Origin of the sequence: Rhizobacter sp., from assembly GCA_021153565.1 — a bacterium.
Classification (GTDB): Bacteria; Pseudomonadota; Gammaproteobacteria; order Burkholderiales; family Burkholderiaceae_C; genus Albitalea.
In genome coordinates this window covers 1-21310 of the sequence record JAJKJU010000305.1, presented here as the reverse complement: position 1 = coordinate 21310, position 21310 = coordinate 1, and the positions used below count along the sequence as shown (strand labels likewise).

Genomic DNA, 21310 nt, shown 5'->3' with positions numbered 1-21310 from the left:
GCCTTTTGACGCGCTGCTCGGACACGCTCGAAAAACTCTCAGCCTCTGACCCGGTTACGGGCTATCAACGTGCCGGACGATCCTTGTGCCGGACGATGTTCTTCGGCGGCTCGGGATCCAAGGGCGCAGGCCCGGTATCCAGGTCGTCAAACCATGTCGACGGCGGCGGCTCGCGCACCGGGGGTGCGTCGTTCTCAAAGTCTTCGCTCGTTTCTTGCGATGCGAGGTGAGGCTTGGTGGCTGCAGGTCGCCCCGGTGCCGAACGCAGAACGCCGCTCGACGTGCCGACCATGGGCCCTTCTGCAGGCGCCACGGATGGCGCGATGGCTTCGCGCGCCGCCTCCACGCTCGGCAAGCTTTCAGACGACCACTGGTGTACCGGGATCTGCGCCGCCGCGAGAACTTTCAACAGCCGATCGTGCCGCCGCCGCGCCCTGCTGCTGGGTTGCTCATCGCCTGTGCGAAGCTCGACGATCGCGATCACCTGCGAGTGACGGTCGCAAATCACGAAGTCGGCGCTCAGCTGCCCGACGCGGCGCAACCACTCGGCATACGAGTTGCGGGTCGGCACCTTGATGAACCGCTGCAATGGCACTTGCGCCAGGATCACGTGCGCGGGCAATGCATTGCGCAGCAGGTCGTAAGCCTGCCGTTCCGGCGTAGTGAGCACGCGGGTGGCTTGCGGCGGCCAGCCGGTCACCGTATCGAGACCATCGGAACTGCCTGCGTTGGCCTGGTGCGATGCACGCTTGCGCACACCCCACCAGACAAGAAGCAGAGCAACGAGGAGAATGATCGCTACGGCAACGGAGGTCAAGGGCGGCAGACGTCAATTGAACAGCGCATAAACATATCCGCCAGACGGAAGACGGTCAATGCATTGCCCGCCTTCAAAGGGCCGCGGTTCGCATTAACGCGCCCCGGGGAAACCCTTCATGGCGCCCATTCGCTTCATCATTTTCATCATGCCGCCGCCCTTCATTTTCTTCATCATGTCGCGCATTTGCTCGAACTGATTCAGAAGGCGGTTGACTTCCTGCACGTGAACGCCCGCACCTGCGGCGATGCGCCGTTTGCGAGTGGCCTTGATGAGATCTGGCTTGCGTCGCTCGAGCGGTGTCATCGAGCAGATGATCCCTTCCATTCGGCGCACGTCGCGCTCGGCCTTGTCCATGTCGACGGCACCTGCTTTCGCAGTCATCTCCGTTGGCAGCTTGTCCATGAGCCCGGACAAGCCGCCCATCTTTTTCATTTGTGAAATCTGTGACAAAAAGTCATTGAGATCGAATGCGTCGCCCGATTTCACCTTTTCGGCCAGCTTTTGAGCGGCCGCCATGTCCACGCCCTTGGTCACTTCCTCGACCAAGGCCACGATGTCGCCCATGCCGAGGATGCGGCCGGCATGGCGCTCGGCGTCGAAGACCTCGAGGCCGTCGATCTTTTCGCTCACGCCTGCGAACTTGATCGGTGCCCCGGTGACCTGCCGCACCGACAGCGCCGCGCCGCCGCGCGAATCGCCGTCCATCTTGGTGAGCACGATTCCGGTGAGCGGCAACGCTTCGCGGAAGGCCTTGGCGGTGTTGATCGCGTCCTGGCCTTGCATGGCGTCGACGACAAAGAGCGTCTCGATCGGCTTGATCGCGGCATGGAGCTCGGCGATCTCCTTCATCAGCGCTTCGTCGATCGCGAGGCGGCCGGCAGTGTCGACCAGCAGCACGTCGAAATAGTGGCGGCGCGCGTGGTCGAGTGCGGTGCGGGCGATGTCCACCGGCTTATCGCTGGCGCTCGATGGGAACCATTCGGCGCCCGCCTGCCTGGTCACAGTTTTCAACTGTTCAATGGCCGCCGGCCGGTAAACGTCGGCAGACACCGTCAGGACCTTCTTCTTGCGCTTCTCGACCAAGTGCTTGGCAAGCTTGGCAGTGGTCGTTGTCTTGCCCGCGCCTTGCAAGCCTGCCATCAGGATGACTGCCGGCGGTTGCGCAACAAGGTTGATGTCGGACACACCTTCACCCATGGTCGTCGCAAGTTCGCGGTTGACGATGCCCACGAGCGCCTGGCCCGGCGAGAGCGAGCCGACGACTTCGGCGCCGAGCGCCTTCTCTTTAACTCGGGCGATGAAGTCACGCACGACGGGCAGGGCGACGTCGGCTTCGAGCAACGCCATGCGCACCTCGCGCATCATTTCCTGCACGTTGTCTTCGGTGATGCGGGCTTGGCCGCGCATCGTCTTGACGAGGCGACTCAGCCGATCGGTGAGGGTGGATGCCATGTTTGATTGCAGCCCGACAGTTGTGTGAAGCAGGGGGCGCTTCGCGAGGGGCGCGAAAGTACACTCTGCGAATGATTCTATCTTTCGGGTCTGCAAGCGATGGTGTGGCCGTCGCGCTGCCGGGTCTGCTGGCGCTGCTTTCCTATGCCCTTGCCGCAGCCTTGTCTCGACGCGCTGCAACCGGCGTGCGCGCCAGTCTGGTCGTGGCCTGGTTCGCCCACGCCCTGTCGATCGCCGTCGACACCTCCGGTGTCGGCACGAACATCGCGGGCGCCCGTTTCGGATTTGCACCTGCTCTGTCGGTGACCTTGTGGCTCGTGATTGCGGTCTATCTCATCGAAAGCAGATGGATGCCGATCACGGGCGTTCGCAGAGTGCTTGCCCTTCTGGGCGCGACCGCAGTGCTGCTGGCGCTGCTGTTTCCGGGCGAACTTCGGCCGCAGGCCCCCTCTCGATGGGTGCCCTTGCACTGGGTGATGGGCATCGCCTCGTACGGACTCTTCGGTGCAGCAGTGCTGCATGCTGCGATGCTCAGCCGCGCGGACAAGCACATGCGGCAGCTGCCGCAGCTTGCTGCGTCCTCGCCTGCGACTGCGCTGGGCTTGCCGCTGCTGCGGCTTGAGCGCCTGACCTTCCGATTCGTCGGAGCTGGTTTCGCAGTGCTGAGCGCCGCCATCGTATTGGGCTGGTGGTTTGCAAACCCCTGGCATTGGGATCACAAGGCCGTGCTGTCCCTCCTCGGCTGGGCGGTGTTTGCCGGCCTTCTCGCAGGTCGCCGCATCTTCGGCTGGCGCGGGCCGCACGCCACACGGTGGCTGTATGCAGGCGCGGGTTTGCTGCTGCTGGCCTATGTTGGGTCCCGTTTCGTTTTCGAAGTCGTGCTGCACCGCGCGCCGGTGCTCTGAAGCCATGAAGTTCCTGATCCTGATCGTCGTCGTGCTGCTGGTGCTGTGGGTCATGCGTGGCAAGCGACCGCAAGTGCCGTCCGCGAGGCCGCCGGAGCCTCCGCCGGTGCCGCAGGAGCCGATGCTGGCTTGCGCGCAGTGCGGGTTGCACCTGCCCAGGGCCGAAGCGCTGCCGGGGCGCGGCGGGGTGTTCTGCAGCGAATCGCACCGCACGATGTACGAACAAGCACATCCGCCTGCATGAGCACCTCGAGCCGTTACAAGGGTGAAGACTGGAGTGCGCAGCACGCGGGTACTCCAATGAGCGCGCATGGCTGCTCGAAGCGCTCATTCCCGCTTGGCGGTGAAGCGCGCAGCGCGAGGGGGCGCCATTGAACGCGCCGGCGCCCATTAGCGAGCGTCGGCGAGCCGAACGAAGAGCCAAGCGCAGGCCGGAGCCGCCGGAAGAGTCGTGGTTCGGCGCCCTTGGGGTGACGGACACGCAACTCAATGGCGACTCGGGCACCGATGCCGCGGAATCACGTTATGACGCGGGCCTCGCCGCCGCAGCGGGCGCGTCGCCAGATTCGCGCTTCCTGTCTCGTCAGGCACGACGCATCGTCACTGCCGGGCAAACGGCTTTCGATCGCATCTACCGCGTGTTTCTCGGTGCGCGCGCAGCGCTCGGCATCGCGCTCATCCTCACCGTCATCGTGGCCTTTCTTTTTGGCAGCCGGCCTGGTTTGGCGGTGGCCCTCGTCAGCGTGGGTTATGCGCTGCTCGCCCTCAGCATGTGGCTGTTGCCGCGATTCCATCGTGCGGTCGCGCCGCAGGACCTTGCGCGGCTGCGCGGGCCGCAGTGGCTCGCAACGATCGGCGCGGACATCGTTTGCTTCACGGCGCTGCACCTGCTGTCACCGTCTTCAACCTTCAACTACGTTGCGCTGCTGGTGCTGCCCGTGCTCATGGCGGGCGTGCTCACGCCCCGCATACAGGCACTTGTGACTTCGGCAGGCGTTGCGCTCGCCTTGCTCGGAAGCGCTTGGCTGGCTGTGCTGGCCGGCGGCGAGGCCACCTCGTTGATGACCCAGGCCGGGCTCGCAGGCAGCGGTCTCTTCGTCATCACCGTCCTGGCGGGTGAACTGGCAGGCCGGCTTGCCCGCGAGGAACTCACCGCCAAGGGCAGCCTCGAACTCGCTCGCCAGCAGGCACAACTCAACCGCCTCGTCATCGAGGAAATGCAGGACGGCGTGCTGGTGGTCGACCGCCGCGGGCGCGTGCGTGCCGCGAATCCGGCGGCGAGGCGCCTGCTTGCGCCCAGCGGCATGAGCAGGCCGGCGCCATTTCAGTTGCGCGGCGTCGAGGCCTGGAGTTCGCTCGTGAAGACTGTGGAGCGCGCCTTCGTCGAGGCGGTGTGGCCGGAAGCCGGGCGCGACGTCGTGCTTGAGTTCGAGCCCGGCGAAATGCGCACGCTGCGGGTTCGCATCCGCTTCACGCGCCGCACCGATTCGCAGGCCGGCGAAGAATTCTGCGTGCTGCTGCTCGAAGACGTGCGCAACATGCAGGCGCGCACTCGCCAGGAAAAGCTCGCCGCGATGGGGCGCGTGTCGGCCGGCATCGCGCACGAAATCCGCAATCCGCTTGCGGCCATTGCGCAGGCCAATGCGCTGTTGTCCGAAGACGCGACGACACCCGGCCAGCGGCAGCTCACGCAGATGGTGAGCGACAACGTCGAACGGCTCAAGCGCATCGTCGATGATGTGATGGAAGTGGCGCCTGGCACCGTGGTCGAAGCGGGCGTCATTGATGCCTGCGCACTTGTGCGCGCCGCTTGCGAGGGGTGGTCGCAAGGCGCGGGGGTATTGCTGGGCGAGGGCAGCGCCGTCGTGATCGACGTGTCGGACGCATCGCTGGGCGCCGTGTTCGATCAGGAACACCTGCGCCGCGTGCTCATCAATCTGTTGGATAACGGCTACCGCCACGCGAGCAAGGGGCCGGGCTCAGTGCAAGTGCGACTGTCTGCGCCCGATGAAACCACCGTGCGTCTGAGTGTGGCGAGCGACGGCCCGCCGATTCCGCCCGACGTCGAACGCTATCTCTTCGAGCCCTTCTTCTCGACCCGAAGCCGCGGGACCGGGCTGGGACTGTATATTTGCCGGGAACTGTGCGAACGTTATGGTGCCAGCATTGACTACCGACTGCGCACGCCGGGCGACCCAACGCGCAATGAGTTCAACGTGGTGATGCGGCGTCAAGCTCTCGTGGACAGCGACGCCAGTTCTTCGATCGAGTAGCCAACCGAGCCGACACAACACGATGTCTTCGCCTTCTCATTTCAGCCTTCTGGTCGTCGACGACGAACCGGATCTGCGCACGCTGTACGAACTGACGCTGCTGCGCGAGGGCTATGACATCGAGACGGCCGGGTCCGTCGAAGAGGCGCTTCTGCATCTCAAGGATCGCACTTACAGCGCAGTCATCACCGACATGCGCTTGCCCGATGGCACTGGTCTCGATCTGCTGCGCAAACTGGAGGAGGGTGGCCGGCGTGAGAAGGCCATCGTTATCACCGCCTACGGCTCGGCCGAGAACGCGGTCGAGGCGCTGAAGGCCGGCGCCTACGACTATCTGACCAAGCCAGTGGACCTGAAGCAGTTCCGCGCGGTGGTAGCCTCGGCGCTTGGTCGAGCGCCTTCAACGGTGCCAACCATGGTGCCGTCGAGCCTTCCCTCCGAACACCAGGCCACGGTTGCCGCAGGTTCTGCAACGGCGCCGCGTCCGCGCACGCCGCCCCCACCGCCTCCCCCGCCGGCGGCGCCAGCAAGCGCCGCACTCGCCCGCATGGCGGGCACGTCGGCGGCGATGCAGGAGGTTCGTTCGCTGGTTGAAAAAGTGGCGCGCAGCATGGCGCCGGTGCTCGTCAACGGCGAGTCCGGCACTGGTAAGGAGCTGGTGGCTCGCGCCATACATGAAGTGAGTCCGCGTAGCAACATGCCTTTCATCGCGGTGAACTGCAGCGCGATTCCCGAGCAGTTGCTCGAGGCCGAATTCTTCGGCTATCGAAAGGGCGCATTCACGGGCGCCACCGAAGACCGCGAGGGCTTTTTCCAGGCAGCCAACGGCGGCACGCTATTTCTCGACGAGATCGGCGATCTGCCCTTGTCGATGCAGTCCAAGCTCTTGCGCTCGATCCAGGAACGATCGGTGCGACCGGTCGGCGCTGTGAGCGAGCAGTCAGTGAACGTGCGCCTCTTGAGCGCCACGCACAAGGACCTCGGCGCCGAAGTGCTGCTCGGGCGCTTCCGACAAGATTTGTATTACCGCCTGAACGTCATCCAGATCCGCGTCCCGCCACTGCGTGAGCGTCTCGAAGATCTGGCCGCGATCAGTGAGCATGTGCTCTTGCGCATCGCACGCGATGCGAACGTGGTGCCTCCGCCAAGGCTCACGCGCGACGCGCTGGTGCATCTTGCGCGCTATCCATTCCCGGGCAATGTGCGCGAGCTTGAAAACCTTTTGCATCGCGCAGTCGCCTTGTCGGGCGACGAGGCCATCGACGTCTTCGATCTCGGCCTTCCCGAGACAGTATTCACCGACAGCGCGGCGCAAGAACTCGATCTCATCACCGAGAACACGCGCATCGACCCGGCGGTGCTGGCACCGGAGCCGCCGCCCGCGCCGCCTGCCGCCGCGCCGCTGCCGGACGACCTCGCGGCCTTCCTTGACGAGGTGGAACGCGACATTCTTCTGCGCGCGCTGGAGCGTCATCGCTTCAACCGCACGGCCGCTGGCGCGAGTCTCGGCTTGTCGTTGCGGCAAATGCGCTACCGCATGGCGCGCCTCGGAGTGAGCGTCGGCGGGGACAGCTTCGATGGCGACCGCGGAACCTGATTCGATCGCAGCCTGGAACGACGGTTGGTGGCTCGGCGCGCGACGGTGCGGATCGCCCAACCACGGGCCGCGGCCGGAAGGTACCGACATTTCTCTCGCACTGATCCATTCCATCAGTTTGCCGCCGGGCGTGTATGGCGGCGATGAGGTCGAGCGGCTTTTCACCAATCGGCTCAATTGGGACGCGCATCCGTACTTCCAGAAGATTCGTGGCCTCACAGTGTCGTCGCACTTCTTTATTCGGCGCGACGGCGAGGTAATTCAGTTCGTGTCCTGCGACGAGCGCGCGTGGCATGCCGGGCAGTCGTCGTGGAGAGGGCGCGACAACTGCAACGATTATTCGATCGGCATCGAGCTCGAAGGCCTCGAGGGGGAGATCTTCGAAGCGCTGCAATACCACGCTCTCGCTGACGTGCTGCGTGCTGTTCGCTGGCGCTATTCGGTGCGCGACGTGGTGGGCCACGAGCACGTCGCCCCGGGTCGCAAGATCGATCCGGGCGCAGGCTTCGACTGGCAGAGGCTGCGGACATCTCTGGGCTGGACGGACGTCGACTTTCCATCTGCTTCTTAACTTGGCGTGAGGCCGATTTTTACAGCGCAAACCATGTGCTGCGCTCGGGCATCGCACGTTATTCCATCCGGGCTTGCCCGAAGTGCGGTACGCTATAGGTAGTGTCCAATGCACGTGGACGCCCCAGATGTAGTGGACAGAGAAGCCTAGTCATCCACGTGCACTCCACCGAATCTCCACAGACTTCTCCACAGCCGATGGCTCGCTGCATCGCAGTTGACGGGCCGGCTTTTCTGTCTTGTGGATCTGTCTTGGATCAGACAACAACCACGATCTCGACTGTGTCAACTGCTCCAGGCGCCTACTGAGGCGCTCGAGCACATTCAAAAAGAAGGACTTCCATGCAAACTGCCGTCACCCGTTCGTCGCCCACCGCGCCGGCATCGGCTGTCGCCACCTCCGCATCGGCGGCGTCGTCGGCCTACCAGGGTTATCAAATCATTCGTCGCAATGGGTCGGTCGTGTCGTTCGAGCCGAACAAGATTGCCGTGGCGCTGATGAAAGCCTTTCTCGCAGTTCACGGCACGCAAGGTGCGGCATCGGCCAGCGTCCGCGAAACGGTAGACGGCCTGACTGAGATGGTCGTGCGTGCTTTGCTGCGTTCGCGTCCGGGCGGCGGCACTTTCCACATCGAAGACGTGCAAGATCAGGTCGAACTGGGCCTGATGCGCGGCGGCCACCATGAAGTGGCGCGTGCCTACGTGCTGTACCGCGAGCGCCGCACGCAAGAGCGCGCAAGGCAGGGCGTCCCAGCCGTTGCCGCTGTCGAGCCGAGCATCTCCGTGATCGACCGCGGCCAGCGTGTGCCACTCGACCTGAAGCGCTTGCAGGCCATGATCGAATCCGCTTGCGAAGGCCTGGGCGCCGATGTGAAGCCCGACCCCATCATGGCCGAGACCAAGCGCAACCTGTACGACGGCGTGCCCATCGACGAAGTGCACAAGGCCGCGATTCTTGCGGCTCGCACCCTGATCGAAAAGGACCCCGGCTACACGCGCGCCACGGCACGCCTTCTGCTGCACACGATCCGCAAGGAAATCGTCGGGGAAGAGCTGCTGCACTCGGACATGCTGACGCGTTATGCCGAGTACTTCCCTACCTTCATCAAGAAGGGCGTGCAGGCCGATCTGCTGGACGACAAGCTTCTACAGTACGACCTCGCGAAGCTGGGCGCCGCGCTCAAGGCCGACCGCGACCTGCAGTTCGACTACCTCGGTCTGCAAACGCTGTATGACCGCTACTTCCTGCACATCAACGAAGTCCGCATCGAATTGCCGCAGGCTTTTTACATGCGTGTCGCGATGGGGTTGGCGCTCGGCGAGATCGACCGCGAGGCTCGCGCCATAGAGTTCTATGAAGTGCTGTCGAGTTTCGATTTCATGTCGAGCACGCCGACGCTCTTCAACGCTGGCACGCGACGTTCGCAACTGTCGAGCTGCTACCTCACAACCGTGGCCGACGACCTCGACGGCATTTACGAAGCGCTGAAGGAGAACGCACTGTTGTCCAAGTTCGCGGGCGGTCTCGGCAACGACTGGACAAACGTGCGCGCGCTCGGTTCGCACATCAAGGGCACGAATGGCAGGAGCCAGGGCGTGGTGCCTTTCCTCAAGGTCGTGAACGACACGGCGGTGGCGGTGAACCAGGGGGGCAAGCGCAAGGGCGCGGTCTGCGCGTACCTGGAAAGCTGGCACCTGGACATCGAAGAATTCCTGGAGTTGCGCAAGAACACAGGTGACGATCGCCGCCGTACCCACGACATGAACACTGCGAACTGGATTCCGGACTTGTTCATGCGCCGTGTGATGGAAGACGGCCAGTGGACGCTGTTCTCGCCGAGCACCTGCCCGGACCTGCATGACAAGTTTGGTAAGGCCTTCGAAGAGGCCTACACCGCCTATGAAGCCAAGGCCGACCGCGGAGAGATCAAGCTCTTCAAGCGCATGGCTGCCAAGGACCTCTGGCGCAAGATGCTCTCGATGCTGTTTGAGACTGGCCACCCCTGGATCACCTTCAAGGACGCCTGCAACATCCGCTCGCCACAGCAGCACGTGGGCGTGGTGCACTCGTCCAACCTGTGCACCGAGATCACGCTCAACACCAACGAAACCGAGATCGCGGTGTGCAACCTTGGTTCGGTCAACCTGGTCCACCATATCAAGGATGGCCAAGTCGACCAGGCCAAGCTGAAGAAGACGGTGGCGACGGCGATGCGCATGCTCGACAACGTCATTGACATCAACTACTACGCGGTCAAGAAGGCCCGCGACTCCAACCTGCGCCACCGCCCGGTGGGCTTGGGGCTGATGGGCTTCCAGGACGCGCTGCATGAACTACGCGTGCCCTATGCATCTCAAGAGGCAGTGGATTTCGCCGACCGATCGATGGAAGCGATTTGCTATCACGCTTACTGGGCATCGACCGAACTTGCGGAAGAACGCGGCCGCTACTCCACCTACCGCGGCTCACTGTGGGACCGCGGCATCCTGCCCATCGACTCGATCGACCTTCTGGCCGAGCAACGCGGCGGCTGGGTCGACGTAGACCGCAGTGTCTCGATGGACTGGGATGCCCTGCGCAGCCGAATCAAGGAGCATGGCATGCGCAACTCCAACTGCGTGGCGATCGCACCGACGGCGACCATCTCCAACATCATCGGCGTCAGCGCATCGATTGAGCCAAACTTCGGCAACCTGTCGGTCAAGTCCAACCTGTCGGGCGAGTTCACGATCATCAACGAGTACCTCGTTCGCGACCTGAAGAAGCTCGGCCTCTGGGACGATGTGATGGTCATGGACCTCAAGCACTTCGACGGATCGCTGCGCCGCATCGACCGCGTGCCTGAGGAATTGAAGCAGCTCTACGCGACCGCGTTCGAAGTCGAAACCGAGTGGCTTGTGGAAGCCGCGGCACGTCGCCAGAAGTGGATCGACCAAGCGCAATCGCTCAACATCTACATGGCCGGCGCATCGGGCAAGAAGCTCGACGAGACCTACAAGCTCGCATGGACTCGCGGCCTGAAGACGACCTACTACCTGCGCACTGTAGGCGCAACACATGCCGAGAAATCGACAGTGAAGGCGGGCAACATGAACTCGGTGTCCAGTGGTTCAAGCAGCGGGCTCGAGGCAGCTGCCGCAACAGCGAAGGCGCAGATCGAAGCAGCAAGCAGCGAACCTGCGACGGACATCAAGTTCTGCGCGATCGACGATCCGACCTGCGAAGCGTGTCAGTGATGAGGTGTTGAACGACGTGCGTGAACTCGCATCACGCACGTCATTTGCATCGCGCAATGTGACTCGCGAACGCTCGCTTCACAGCGATGCATCGATGCAATAGCGCAACAACGAACAACAGCGAAGTGCGTCCAATGTCAAGAAGTGCTTGGTGTTTGGACGCAACACTCAGATAATTCAAACGCACAGGAAATCCACTATGTTGGTTTGGGAAGAAGAAGTCAGTCCCTCGTCATCGAATACTTCCTTTGACGGGCTCAGGACTGTCGGAGGTATCAGCCCCGCGCAGACTCCGTCTCAAGCGCGTGCGGTTGCTCCGTCTCCGAAGCTTGCACCTGTGATGGCGGTCGAGACCGCACATTCCACCCCCACAACACCTACCTCTGCACAATCGACGAAGGTCGAGGCGTCGAGCGCACGCCGCGTGAATGCTGCGGACAAGCGCATCATCAACGGCCAGACCGACGTCAATCAGTTGGTGCCGTTCAAGTACAAGTGGGCTTGGGAAAAGTATCTCGCCACCTGCTCCAACCATTGGATGCCGCAAGAGATCAACATGTCGCGCGACATCGCGACGTGGAAAGACCCTAACGGCTTGACCGAAGATGAGCGTCGCATTGTGAAGCGCAATCTCGGCTTCTTTGTCACCGCCGATTCGCTGGCTGCAAACAATATCGTACTGGGCACGTACCGCCACATCACAGCGCCCGAATGCCGGCAGTTTTTGCTGCGCCAGGCTTTCGAAGAGGCCATTCACACGCACGCATATCAGTACATTGTGGAGTCGCTGGGTCTCGACGAGAGCGAGATCTTCAACGCCTATCACGAGGTCTGCTCTATCCGTGACAAGGACGAGTTCCTGGTCCCGTTCATTGACGCGATCATGGACCCGCACTTCCACACCGGCACACCGGAAAACGACCAGACCTTGCTCAAGAGCCTGATCGTCTTCGCGTGCCTGATGGAAGGGCTGTTCTTCTATGTTGGCTTCACACAAATTCTTGCCCTGGGTCGCCAGAACAAGATGACCGGTGCAGCCGAGCAGTACCAATACATTCTTCGCGACGAGTCGATGCACTGCAATTTCGGCATTGACCTCATTAATCAAATCAAGAACGAGAACCCACATTTGTGGACGGCTGACTTCAAGGCCGAGATCCGCGCGCTGTTCATGAAGGCGGTCGAACTCGAATACCGCTACGCCGAAGACACTATGCCTCGCGGCGTGCTCGGCATGAATGCGTCGATGTTCAAGGGCTACCTACGCTACATCGCCAACCGGCGTGCCACGCAGATTGGTTTGGAAGAGCTCTTCCCGAACGAGGAAAACCCTTTCCCGTGGATGAGTGAAATGATAGACCTAAAGAAGGAACGGAATTTCTTCGAGACCCGCGTCATCGAGTACCAATCCGGTGGCGCCTTGTCTTGGGATTGAAGGTCTCAAGCGGAACGTGCGAGATCGATAGTGAGAGATCAAGATTCGTGGATCGTGATGTGCTGACAAAGAAGCAGCGCACGCGAGACACAACCTGATTCATCGTACTGGGGCGACTGCTGTCATTCGGACAGCAGCCAGACCTCCGGGCGGTGAATAGCCGATTGTTTCCGGCGCGCCGGAAACAATCGGTGCTTTTGCAACTTGATCAAGGAGAATGTAATGGCAACTGCGAAAAAAGCTGTGGCAAAGAAACCTGCCGCCAAGAAGTCTGCTGCTGCGAAGGCCCCGGCCAAGAAGGCAGCAGTGAAGAAGGTCGCTGCGAAGAAGGCAGTACCGAAGAAGGTAGCCGCCAAGAAGGCAGCGCCGAAAAAGGTCGCGGCAAAGAAGGCTCCGGTCAAGAAGGCCGCAGCGAAGAAGGCTGCTCCTAAAAAGGTTGCTCCTAAAAAGGCTGCTGCCAAGAAGGTGGTTCCTAAAAAGGCTGCTGCCAAAAAGGCTGCCCCCAAGAAGGCTGCAAAGAAGGCTGCAGCCAAGAAGGCACCTGCCGCACCCGCTGCCCCTGCTGCCCCTGCTGCGAAACCTGCAGTGGGACCAGCCGCCAAGACGGCACTCAGCCCGCAAGCTGCATGGCCTTTCCCGACGGGCAACAAGCCCTGATCGAGAGATCGTGACTCCCAACCCGGCTACGGCCGGGTTTTTTGTTGGTGCGCCCAGCATGGGCGCACTCCTGAACCCATCTGGGTAGCGCAAAAAGTGCAGTCTTTTCCAATTCAGGTTTGATCCTGAACGAAGTTATATATCGGCGAGTGCGGTGAAGGGATCGAAGGTTGAGGAAGCCGCCAGTGTAGGCGGCTTGTTTTTCCCGGGCGAGGGGTGTTCGATCGAGCTCGTCCCCCTTGATTGACGGTCTCCACGCCACTGCCTATCGCATTAATTTCACGCCGGAATCTGCGCTCTTGGTTTTGCCCGTGGACCCACGACCTGGTTGGTTCGGAGCCAAAAGAGGGTTGAATCAGCCTTGAATCGAGGTTTTCTTGCCTCGCATAGAGGCTCGCTCTCCCGACCGCCTGACTAGAACACCGGAGCTTCGCATGCGCGACTTCAAACCCAGGGACATCATCGTCCCCTGCACACAACCCACCCCTCGAATGACCGTTCTGCAGGTCAGAGAGCCCTCGCCAATGGGAAACCTGCGGCACGCCGACACGGCCCCCCCCCACCGCAATGCCGGCCTGTTCTTTGAGGTGGGGGAGGTTTGGCCGACTGAACCGCGAACGCTGTACTGATGTCCGCTAACTGGAAGTGCCCGTGCCGCCCGATGAGCTGCACTGCATTCCGAGGTGCCGCGGAACCCCTGCCGGCCCGCATACACGGAGGACTTACAGGATGAGTCACACCGTGTTCTTCGAAAACGAGCGGAAACGCTTCTTCAGGCCGCTGAACGGTACCCGGCGCGAGCTTGTCGCGGCGTGCTTGCGGGCGCTCTACGACCGCCTTCATGGGCCCGCGGCGGACTACGCCCACAACCTCACGCGCGACGCGTTGAAGGAGCTGCTGCTGCCAGTCGTCCGCGAGTACCGCGATGCCCGGGCCGACGACGCTCCGGACGATGAACTGACCGCAACGACCGACGACGACCCGCAAACACTCGTCGCCATGGTCATCCGGGCATTGCTCACCGATGGATGGCTGGAACAGTTTGCCTACCGCACAGGACTGGTGACCGCCTTCCGGCTCTCCCGCCCCGGCAAGCTCTTCTCCGAGGCACTGTGGTCGCTGGACCGCCCGAGCCGCAGCCGCCAGCGCAACATGCGTGGCTGCCGAAACGCCCTGGAGGCCGCGCTGTCTGAAAAGGGAGACGCCCACGACCTGGTTGACGCCTATGAGTACGCCGAGAAGGTCATCGAAGACCTGACCGACGGCATCGACTACTTCCAGGAGCTCGTGCGCCACCTGATGCAGACCGCATCGGTGCACACGCAGTGGGAGGAGTTCGTCGAGTTCCTGGACCGCTTTCAACGGGACTACTCCAAGCAGCTCACCTCCGACAACGCCACGCTGAACCGCCAGGCCATCGTGCAGAAGCTCGAACGCTTGCGCACGGTGCAGGAGAACAAGTTCCGACGCATGGACGACCAACTGCGCGACATCGCGCACTGGGCCGTGAAGGACCACGCCGGCACCTCGGTCTACGACTGGCTGTTGGGTCGCATCGAAGACATCGTTGATGCGGCGTGCCAGTCGAAGCAGCCGGGCTTCCTGAAGGCGATGGAGACATACCTGAAGCGGGTCAACGGTCTTGCCCTGCAGTCAATGATGCTGCACGCGGGTCAGACCCGGCATGCCTACCTGGCCGCCATTCAGCTGACAGCTGAAGCGCCCAAGGAGAAGCAAGACCAGCTGCTCTTGCACATCGGCCAGTTCCTGGCGCCGGCGGAAGTCCGGTTGCTTGACCCCGTGAGCTTCAAGCTCCGTACCGCCTCACAGCGCCGCAAGGCAGTGACCGTGTCCATCCGGCCGCGTCCTTCTCGGGAGGAGCGGCTCGCCGCGGCAATGGCGCGTGCCGAGTCCGAAGCCTTCTCCATCCCCAACGAAGAGGTCGTGCAGCAGCTGCGGCGGGACCTGCGCGTGTTTGACCGGCCCATCCGTGTCTCGACACTGCCCAACGCCACCGCTCGGGATGTCATTCGCGCGATGCAGGCCGTGGAAGCGGTACGCAGTGACGGTGGCGCCGACATGACCGTCAAGAAGCTGCCGATGCGCGTGGAAAACGAACTGTACGGCAGCAACGACTACGAAATCGAGTTGAAGAAATGACCCTGCACTCCACCACCGCAGAACAGCTGGCTCTCGCAAACTTCAAGCAGGAGCGGCTTCGCGAAATCATCACCCGCCTGATGGCCTACGGCGCCATCGTCCGCGACGAGGACCGTGTCGAACAGCTGCTGTACGACGACGCCCGCCGCATCGAGGGGCTGCTCGAAGACTACTTCGACATCGCCGGGTTCCGACTGCACCACGACAGCACGAACCAGTACTACCGACTCTATGTGGCTGGCGCGGTGGTTGATGGGCTGCCTGAGGACACCGTCGAGCCAGCGCCGTCTCTGCGCGCCAGGGTCTCGCCGGACTTTGTTGCCATGGCTCTGGCACTCCGGTTCCTCTATCAGAACAAGCTGAACACCGGCGACATCCAGGCGCAGGGCGAAGTGCTCGTGAGCTTCGAAGAAATTGCCGCGACCATGCAGACGCAGCTGAAGCGGGCGCTGCCCAACGGCATGGGCGACAAGATGGCGCTGCTCGCAGAGCTGAAGCGCCACCGGTTGCTCAGCTACACCGCGGAGTTCTCGATTGCCGATGAGGATGCCTTGCTGGCCATCCGACCCACCATCCTCGGCATCGTGTCCAACGATGCGCTGAGTGCGGGTCTCGAAGCTGATGGTGTCGTCGAACAGGAAGTGACCGCTGAGGGAGACCAAGAATGAAGCTCGACCGCATGGTGCTCGTGAACTGGGGGCAATTGCGCCCAGGCAACTACGAGCTGGGGAACATGACGCTGCTGACCGGCCCAACGGGCGCCGGCAAGTCGACCATGCTCGATGGCCTGCAGACCATCATGACGGCGGCCTACCAAGGCATCGTCGCCTACAACCCTGGCCAAGAGGAAGTCACGCAAGGCCAGCGGCGCGGCAAGTCCCAGCGCACCCTCGAGTCGTTCGTGGTTGGCGCCGAATACAGTCGCTTCTCTCGGCCAGATGGCGCGCAGGGCTACGTCGCCGCTGTCTTCCGTCCCTGCCCCGATGAAGCGACAGCCAAGGCGTTCACCGCTCTCGTTGCCGTATCTGCCCGGGTGGACGGTGCCGGCGAACGTCGAGACGCCAAGCTGGAGCGGCTGGTGCTGGTCATCGTGGAAGACGCGGCGCTGACGGTCGAGGACTTCTTCGAAGACATCGACCAGGGCATCTGCGTGCCTGTCGAGGAGGTCGTGAAGCGGCTCAAGGCCAAGTACCCCAAGGTCCACACCTACGACGACCACAAGCGAGACTACCTCTGCGGCCTCTACGGGCGCTTCCGGGGTCGCAACTCCATCGCCTGGGATGAGGCCCAGAACGCCGCCAAGGCCTGGTCGCAGTCCATTGCCTACAAGCCCATCGGCTCCGTGCACGACCTGGTGCGCGACGACATCCTTGAGTTCGATGGCAAGGCCCTGCACGAGAGCATCATCCGCATCAGCGACCTGATGCGGCAGGTCACCAGCCTCAAGCAGGAAGGCAAGCGCCTCGAAGGCACGGTCACCCGGTTGCGCGAGCTCAAGGAAGGCATTGGCAAGACGGCCTCGACCTTCGAAGAGCAGGTCCACTACGAGCTGCTGCTCGCAAAGATGCAGCTGGCCGCCGACGACGAGTGCATCGCCGCCGAGCGCAAGAAGATTGCCGACGACAAAGCCCTGGCAGGCCGCTATAAGCTGAAGGCGAAGACGGAAACGCAGCTCAAGAAGGGTGTCGACGACAGCCGTATCGAGATTGCTGCGAAGCTCAGCGGCATCGCCGCACACACTGAAAAGAAGGCCCTCGACGAGCGGCTGGAGCGAGCGACAGCGGGCACTCGGGCCAAGCTCGCCGAGCTGCACGCCGGGTTGCACGCGGCCGCGCACATCAAGAACGTTGCCGACGGCCTCGCAAAGCGTCCTGTGCCGGAGCAGTTCCTCAAGCTGCGCGCGTCGGTGGCGGCGGTCGCCAAGGCCATTGGCACGACGAGCGTGGAGCGTTTTGCTGGCCTGCTGGACGCCGTCGTGGACGCCAACCGCGACGACGTGCTGTCGGTCGAGAAGCTGTTCCAGCTCGCACCAGCCTTTGACGGGGTCGAGACGGGCCTGGACGAGCTGCAGAGCATCCTGACGGGCGCCGATGACAGTGTCCTGACCGCGGTTGCAGCGGAGGCGGCAGCGCTCACCCAGCGTGGCGAGGCGGCTCGGAAGGAACGAACTGAGCTAGCTGAACGCAAGCAACGCCTGGCGGCGGGCGCCGGCAACTACAACCGGGACACCGTCCTGGCGCTGGACCGCATCCGTGAGAAATGCCCTGAAGCGGGTGTCCAGGTGCTGTGTGACCTGGTCGACCTGGACTCGGATTGGCAAGCTGCCATCGAGGGCTACATGGATGGCGCACGCTTCAACCTGTTGGTGAAGCCCGAGTGGGAAGCTCGAACCATCGACTACCTGCAGACGTGGGGTTCGCGCTCCAAGGTGGTACAGGGCAAGCGCTGCCTCGACCGAGCGGACCCAAGCAGGGTGCCGAGCAACTCCATCATCCATGAGCTGCGCACGGACCATCCGATTGCCAAGGCTTACCTGATTGAGCAGTTCGGCCCCGTGGTCAAGGTGGCTGACTCCAATGAACTGCGCTCCACGCAGCGTGGCCTGACGAAGGATGGCAAGGGCAGCGGCGCCATGACGATGTTCGTGTGCGAGCGCCGGGACTTTGTGCTCGGCCGCAAGGCACGCGAGCAAGCGCTGCAGCGCACGACGGAACTGTTGGAGCAGGCCGACCGTGACATCGCCGAGCTCGACCGCCAGCAAGACACACTTGCCGACTTCCGTCGCCAGCTGACGAACCTGAAGGAGCCCAGCTTCGACGCGAAGCCGCTTGCGCAGTTCGCCAGCGACCTTGATGCAGCGCGCCGGGCTCTGGCTCAGCTGGACCTCACGGAAGTTGAACAGCTTCGCGCTGAACTGGCACGGCTGGAAGGCCTCATCAAGGCCCACGAAGGCGAGATTGAGGCTGCCAAGCGGGCCGTCACCCTCGCCGAGCAACGCATCATCCAGGCCGAACAGGTCATCGAACGCATCAACTCCGGCAAAGACGCCCGGTACCACGAGCGTGAGAACCAGATTCGGCGCCTGAAGCACCTGTGCGAGGCCAACCCCGAGAAGACTTACACCGTGCTGGCGCAACTGGTAGACGAGGCCCTGGCAGCACGCCATTACGACGTCGCCAGCGTCCAGGCCCGGCTGAACCATCTGCGCGCGCAGCCCGAGTCGCTGCTGGGCGATGTGCGCGAGATGCTGGCCGAGTACAACGCCAGCGTCCGCCAGGATGAGCGGTTTCAGGCGGTACTCCCGCACTTGACCGACACCACGAGCTTCGACCCGTACTACGGTCCTTTGGTCGCACTTGGTCGTGCCGTGAGCAAGCTGCACGGGGAGCTGGAAGGCATCGGCCTCTACAACAACCGGGCCGAGGTGGAAGAGGCCGAGCGGTCATTCCACGACGTCTTCACGAAGCAGTTCTGCGTTGAAATCAAGAGCAAGGTGGACGACGGCGTGCGTACCCTGCGCCAGCTCAACCAGGAGCTGGAGAAGCTCAAGTTCGGCACCGACCGCTTCAGCATCGACTGGTCGAAGTGGGAGCCTGAGTTCCAGGAGTACTACGGCTTCTTCGCGGCTGTGACGGAGCTTGCGGACTCGCCCGACACCGTCGACCTCTTCGGCGACACCGAGTTGTCGCCGAAGCACGCCGAAGTGCGCGACCGGCTGGTGAAGCTGCTGCTGGACCAAGACCAGGACCGCGCAAGCCGTGAACTGCTCCGGATTGCTGACTACCGCAACTACCGGCGCTACGAAATCTGGAACGACTCCGACAGCGGCGGACGCATCGCACTCTCGACCTGGGGAACAGGGTCGGGCGGCCAGCTGGAGACGCCGGCCTATATCGTGCGCGCAGCCGTCGTCACCAACCGGATGAAGGTCTTCGACAAAGGCGCGAGCTTGAAGCTCCTGGTGAGCGACGAGTCGTTCTCGAAGATGGACGAAGCGCGGGCCCAAGCCGTCTTGAAGTACCTGCGGGACAGTTTGGGGCTGCAAATCATCAGCGCCATGCCGACGCGCAACGCCGGCGGCCTGCGACCAGAATTCGACCGGGAATACAGCTACAGCCGGGTTAAAGTGCCCGTGAACGGCGAACTGGACTTCATCCTCGATTGCGACGACCGCTTATTCAAGAAGGACCGCATGCGTGACCTTTGGGAGAAGCAACGCGAGGACGTCCGCGAGCAGGCCAAGCTGCTCTTTGACACCGCTGAACCCGTGGAGGCGGCGGAGCCCACCAAGTGACCAACGCACCCCTTTGGCTCCAGTCTGCACCCGTCGTCGCGCTGCTGGACGGGCTCGTCGACAGATTGGACTCGGCCGAGCAGCGCGGTAGCACAAAGGCACAGTCCGTGGCGCTGGGGGAGCGGACGTGGCCGGGCCTTTACAAGGCGCCTATGGAGTCGACCAAGGAAGACCTGTGGGAACACGTCGTCGCCATGGCCAAGTGGGGATGGCTGCAGGTCAAGCCGGAGACCGCGCTGAAATCCCGCTCGGGGTACGCATCCTCGCCGCGGGTCACCGTTACGAACGAGGAGGCCGTTCGCCTGGCTGTTGCGCGCCCGGAACGGCAGCGCAGTTCCGTCGAACGCTGGCGAGACGCAGTCAACCTGGGCCTCGAGGCCGGTGAGGCTGTCAAGCGTACGGTGGGCGACTACTGCATCGACATGCCCGACCACTCGATGGCTGAAGTCGTCCAGCAACTCAACCGGCTCCCGGCGCTCGCGGACAAGCCGATGCTGTTGCGCGAGGTCTCGTCCAAGCTCTTCTGGGGCATGTCGAAGGTGCTGGACAAGCGGCAGGGCCTGGTCGCCGCAATCCTGGGCGTCGACGAATGTCCGTTCCCAGAATCGCCCATCCAAGTGCAGGTGCATTTGCCGTCTGCAGGCTACCGGGCGGTGCTGTTCATTGAGAACCTGATGAGCTTTGAGCAAGCCGTTCGTTCTTCGAGCCGCGCGTTCGAAGGGCTTGCGCTCGTCTACGCCTGCGGCTTCAAGAGCAGCGCCCAGCGGCTGCGTAGTTCAGGCGGATGCTCGCTGTTCTACTCGAGCAAAGGCGCACTCGGCGGCGACCTCCGGGACGCGTTCGAGGCCTGGCTGTTCGGTAAAGGAGCGACGCCGGCATTCTTCTGGGGCGACCTGGATTGGGCGGGTATGCGCATCCTCGCGGCAATGCGCGGCAGCTTCGGAGGCCTGACGGCGTGGGAGCCAGGTTACGCGCCCATGTTGGCGGCGCTCAACGAAGGGAACGGGCACTCGCCTGAGGCGGCTGAGAAGCAGGGGCAGAAGGCTCTGACGACTACCGGGTGCAAGTTCGCGGACGAGCAGTTGTCGCCAGCGCTACGTGCGACGGGTCGCTTCGTGGACCAGGAGCAGTTGACCTTTGAGTAGCTGGCCGTGAGGATGCACGGCAGGCACTCCTGCCTGTCACGGGTATGACCAGAATGTTGAGATCAGTGCCTGCAACACGCGCTTTCTCTACCAGGGACTGATGCCAGGGGCGAGCGGCCCCTACGGCAGCCTGCCGTACCGTCTCGGCCTGCTCACGCAGACCAACTCACCCTGCTGACTGTTCCTTGCTCGCCTCGCCAAGATCGAGCCCAACGTTGATGTCATCATCGCCATCCCCAAGAGCATGTTCTGAAAGCGTTTGATGTTCTGCGGCAAGCATTGCCGTCGGACAGCTTCCAGTGCAGAGGGGTGGCCGATATGAGCGCCAGACGTAGAGCGACTCGACCCTCTACATCCTCCGCTGCGGCGTCTGGGCCTCGTCAAGAAGCCAGACCGACCGCGGCGATGCGACCTTCGATGCAACTAACTGAAGGACATGTGCGCAGGCCGCCGAGGCGGCCTTGGATCTGTTGTGGCCAGCGATTCGATGTCAATCGACTCGCGATGATTTGCATGCTGTTGCATGGCGTCTCGCTGTCCCAACGCCCGTGCGGCAATCATCGGTTCCTTAAGGATCCGTCAATTGCCACGACGTGGCGAACCACACAATTGCGACAGGAATCGATAGCGCAACACGTCGAACGACAGTGAGCGCCCCACTTAGCGCGACAGGATCTTCACGATGAGCATGCCAAACCAACGCCCCAGACGCGCCACCGCGACGAGTGCACTGCTGTGCGCACTGGTGTTGTCTGCCTGCGGAGG

14 protein-coding genes and 1 pseudogene are annotated in these 21310 nt (G+C 62.8%); 13 read left to right on the top strand and 2 right to left on the bottom strand.

Going from position 1 to position 21310, the window contains the following annotated elements:
* Positions 1-64: 64 nt before the first annotated feature.
* Both AC30NL_RS19255 and ffh read right to left on the bottom strand, forming a co-directional pair.
* Complete coding sequence (locus AC30NL_RS19255) at positions 65-817, bottom strand: DUF2726 domain-containing protein (protein ID WP_489465600.1); 753 nt, start codon at positions 815-817, stop codon at positions 65-67.
* 93 nt (positions 818-910) lie between these two features.
* Positions 911-2272, bottom strand: coding sequence for a signal recognition particle protein (ffh, locus tag AC30NL_RS19250; protein ID WP_489465599.1), 1362 nt, complete (start codon positions 2270-2272; stop codon positions 911-913).
* Between the two features lie 71 nt (positions 2273-2343).
* Between ffh and AC30NL_RS19245 the strand changes: the two genes are divergently transcribed.
* The 13 genes and pseudogenes from AC30NL_RS19245 to AC30NL_RS19185 all read left to right on the top strand — a co-directional run.
* On the top strand, positions 2344-3177 hold the full coding sequence (locus AC30NL_RS19245) for a cytochrome C assembly family protein (protein ID WP_489465598.1): 834 nt from the start codon (positions 2344-2346) through the stop codon (positions 3175-3177).
* 4 nt (positions 3178-3181) lie between these two features.
* The gene (locus AC30NL_RS19240) at positions 3182-3421 is read left to right on the top strand and encodes a PP0621 family protein (protein ID WP_489465597.1); all 240 of its coding nucleotides are present in this window, start codon (positions 3182-3184) and stop codon (positions 3419-3421) included.
* 226 nt (positions 3422-3647) lie between these two features.
* Positions 3648-5450, top strand: a complete 1803-nt coding sequence (locus AC30NL_RS19235) for a sensor histidine kinase (protein ID WP_489465596.1) — start codon at positions 3648-3650, stop codon at positions 5448-5450.
* A 22-nt stretch (positions 5451-5472) separates the two neighbouring features.
* A complete protein-coding gene (locus AC30NL_RS19230; protein ID WP_489465595.1) occupies positions 5473-7047 on the top strand; it encodes a sigma-54-dependent transcriptional regulator in 1575 nt (524 codons plus the stop codon).
* Complete coding sequence (gene ampD / locus AC30NL_RS19225) at positions 7028-7618, top strand: 1,6-anhydro-N-acetylmuramyl-L-alanine amidase AmpD (protein ID WP_489465594.1); 591 nt, start codon at positions 7028-7030, stop codon at positions 7616-7618. Before AC30NL_RS19230 ends, ampD begins: the two co-directional genes overlap by 20 nt.
* Positions 7619-7959: 341 nt before the next feature.
* Complete coding sequence (locus tag AC30NL_RS19220) at positions 7960-10854, top strand: ribonucleoside-diphosphate reductase subunit alpha (RefSeq protein WP_489465593.1); 2895 nt, start codon at positions 7960-7962, stop codon at positions 10852-10854.
* 199 nt (positions 10855-11053) lie between these two features.
* A complete protein-coding gene (locus tag AC30NL_RS19215) occupies positions 11054-12289 on the top strand; it encodes a ribonucleotide-diphosphate reductase subunit beta (protein WP_489465601.1) in 1236 nt (411 codons plus the stop codon).
* A 222-nt stretch (positions 12290-12511) separates the two neighbouring features.
* The gene (locus AC30NL_RS19210; protein WP_489465592.1) at positions 12512-12946 is read left to right on the top strand and encodes a histone H1-like DNA-binding protein; all 435 of its coding nucleotides are present in this window, start codon (positions 12512-12514) and stop codon (positions 12944-12946) included.
* Between the two features lie 729 nt (positions 12947-13675).
* Positions 13676-15106 carry a Wadjet anti-phage system protein JetA family protein gene (locus AC30NL_RS19205; protein WP_489465591.1) on the top strand — a complete coding sequence of 477 codons (1431 nt, stop codon included), beginning with the start codon at positions 13676-13678 and terminating at the stop codon, positions 15104-15106.
* Positions 15103-15774: a DUF4194 domain-containing protein gene (locus AC30NL_RS19200; protein ID WP_489465590.1), complete on the top strand. Its 672-nt coding sequence runs from the start codon at positions 15103-15105 to the stop codon at positions 15772-15774. Before AC30NL_RS19205 ends, AC30NL_RS19200 begins: the two co-directional genes overlap by 4 nt.
* On the top strand, positions 15771-19400 hold the full coding sequence (locus AC30NL_RS19195; protein WP_489465589.1) for an SbcC/MukB-like Walker B domain-containing protein: 3630 nt from the start codon (positions 15771-15773) through the stop codon (positions 19398-19400). The genes AC30NL_RS19200 and AC30NL_RS19195 overlap by 4 nt, the downstream gene beginning before the upstream one ends.
* Positions 19397-20545: a hypothetical protein gene (locus tag AC30NL_RS19190; protein ID WP_489465588.1), complete on the top strand. Its 1149-nt coding sequence runs from the start codon at positions 19397-19399 to the stop codon at positions 20543-20545. The genes AC30NL_RS19195 and AC30NL_RS19190 overlap by 4 nt, the downstream gene beginning before the upstream one ends.
* Before the next feature lie 55 nt (positions 20546-20600).
* Positions 20601-20723, top strand: a pseudogene (locus tag AC30NL_RS19185) (non-reducing end alpha-L-arabinofuranosidase family hydrolase); the annotation flags it as partial.
* Between the last annotated feature and the right edge of the window lie 587 nt (positions 20724-21310).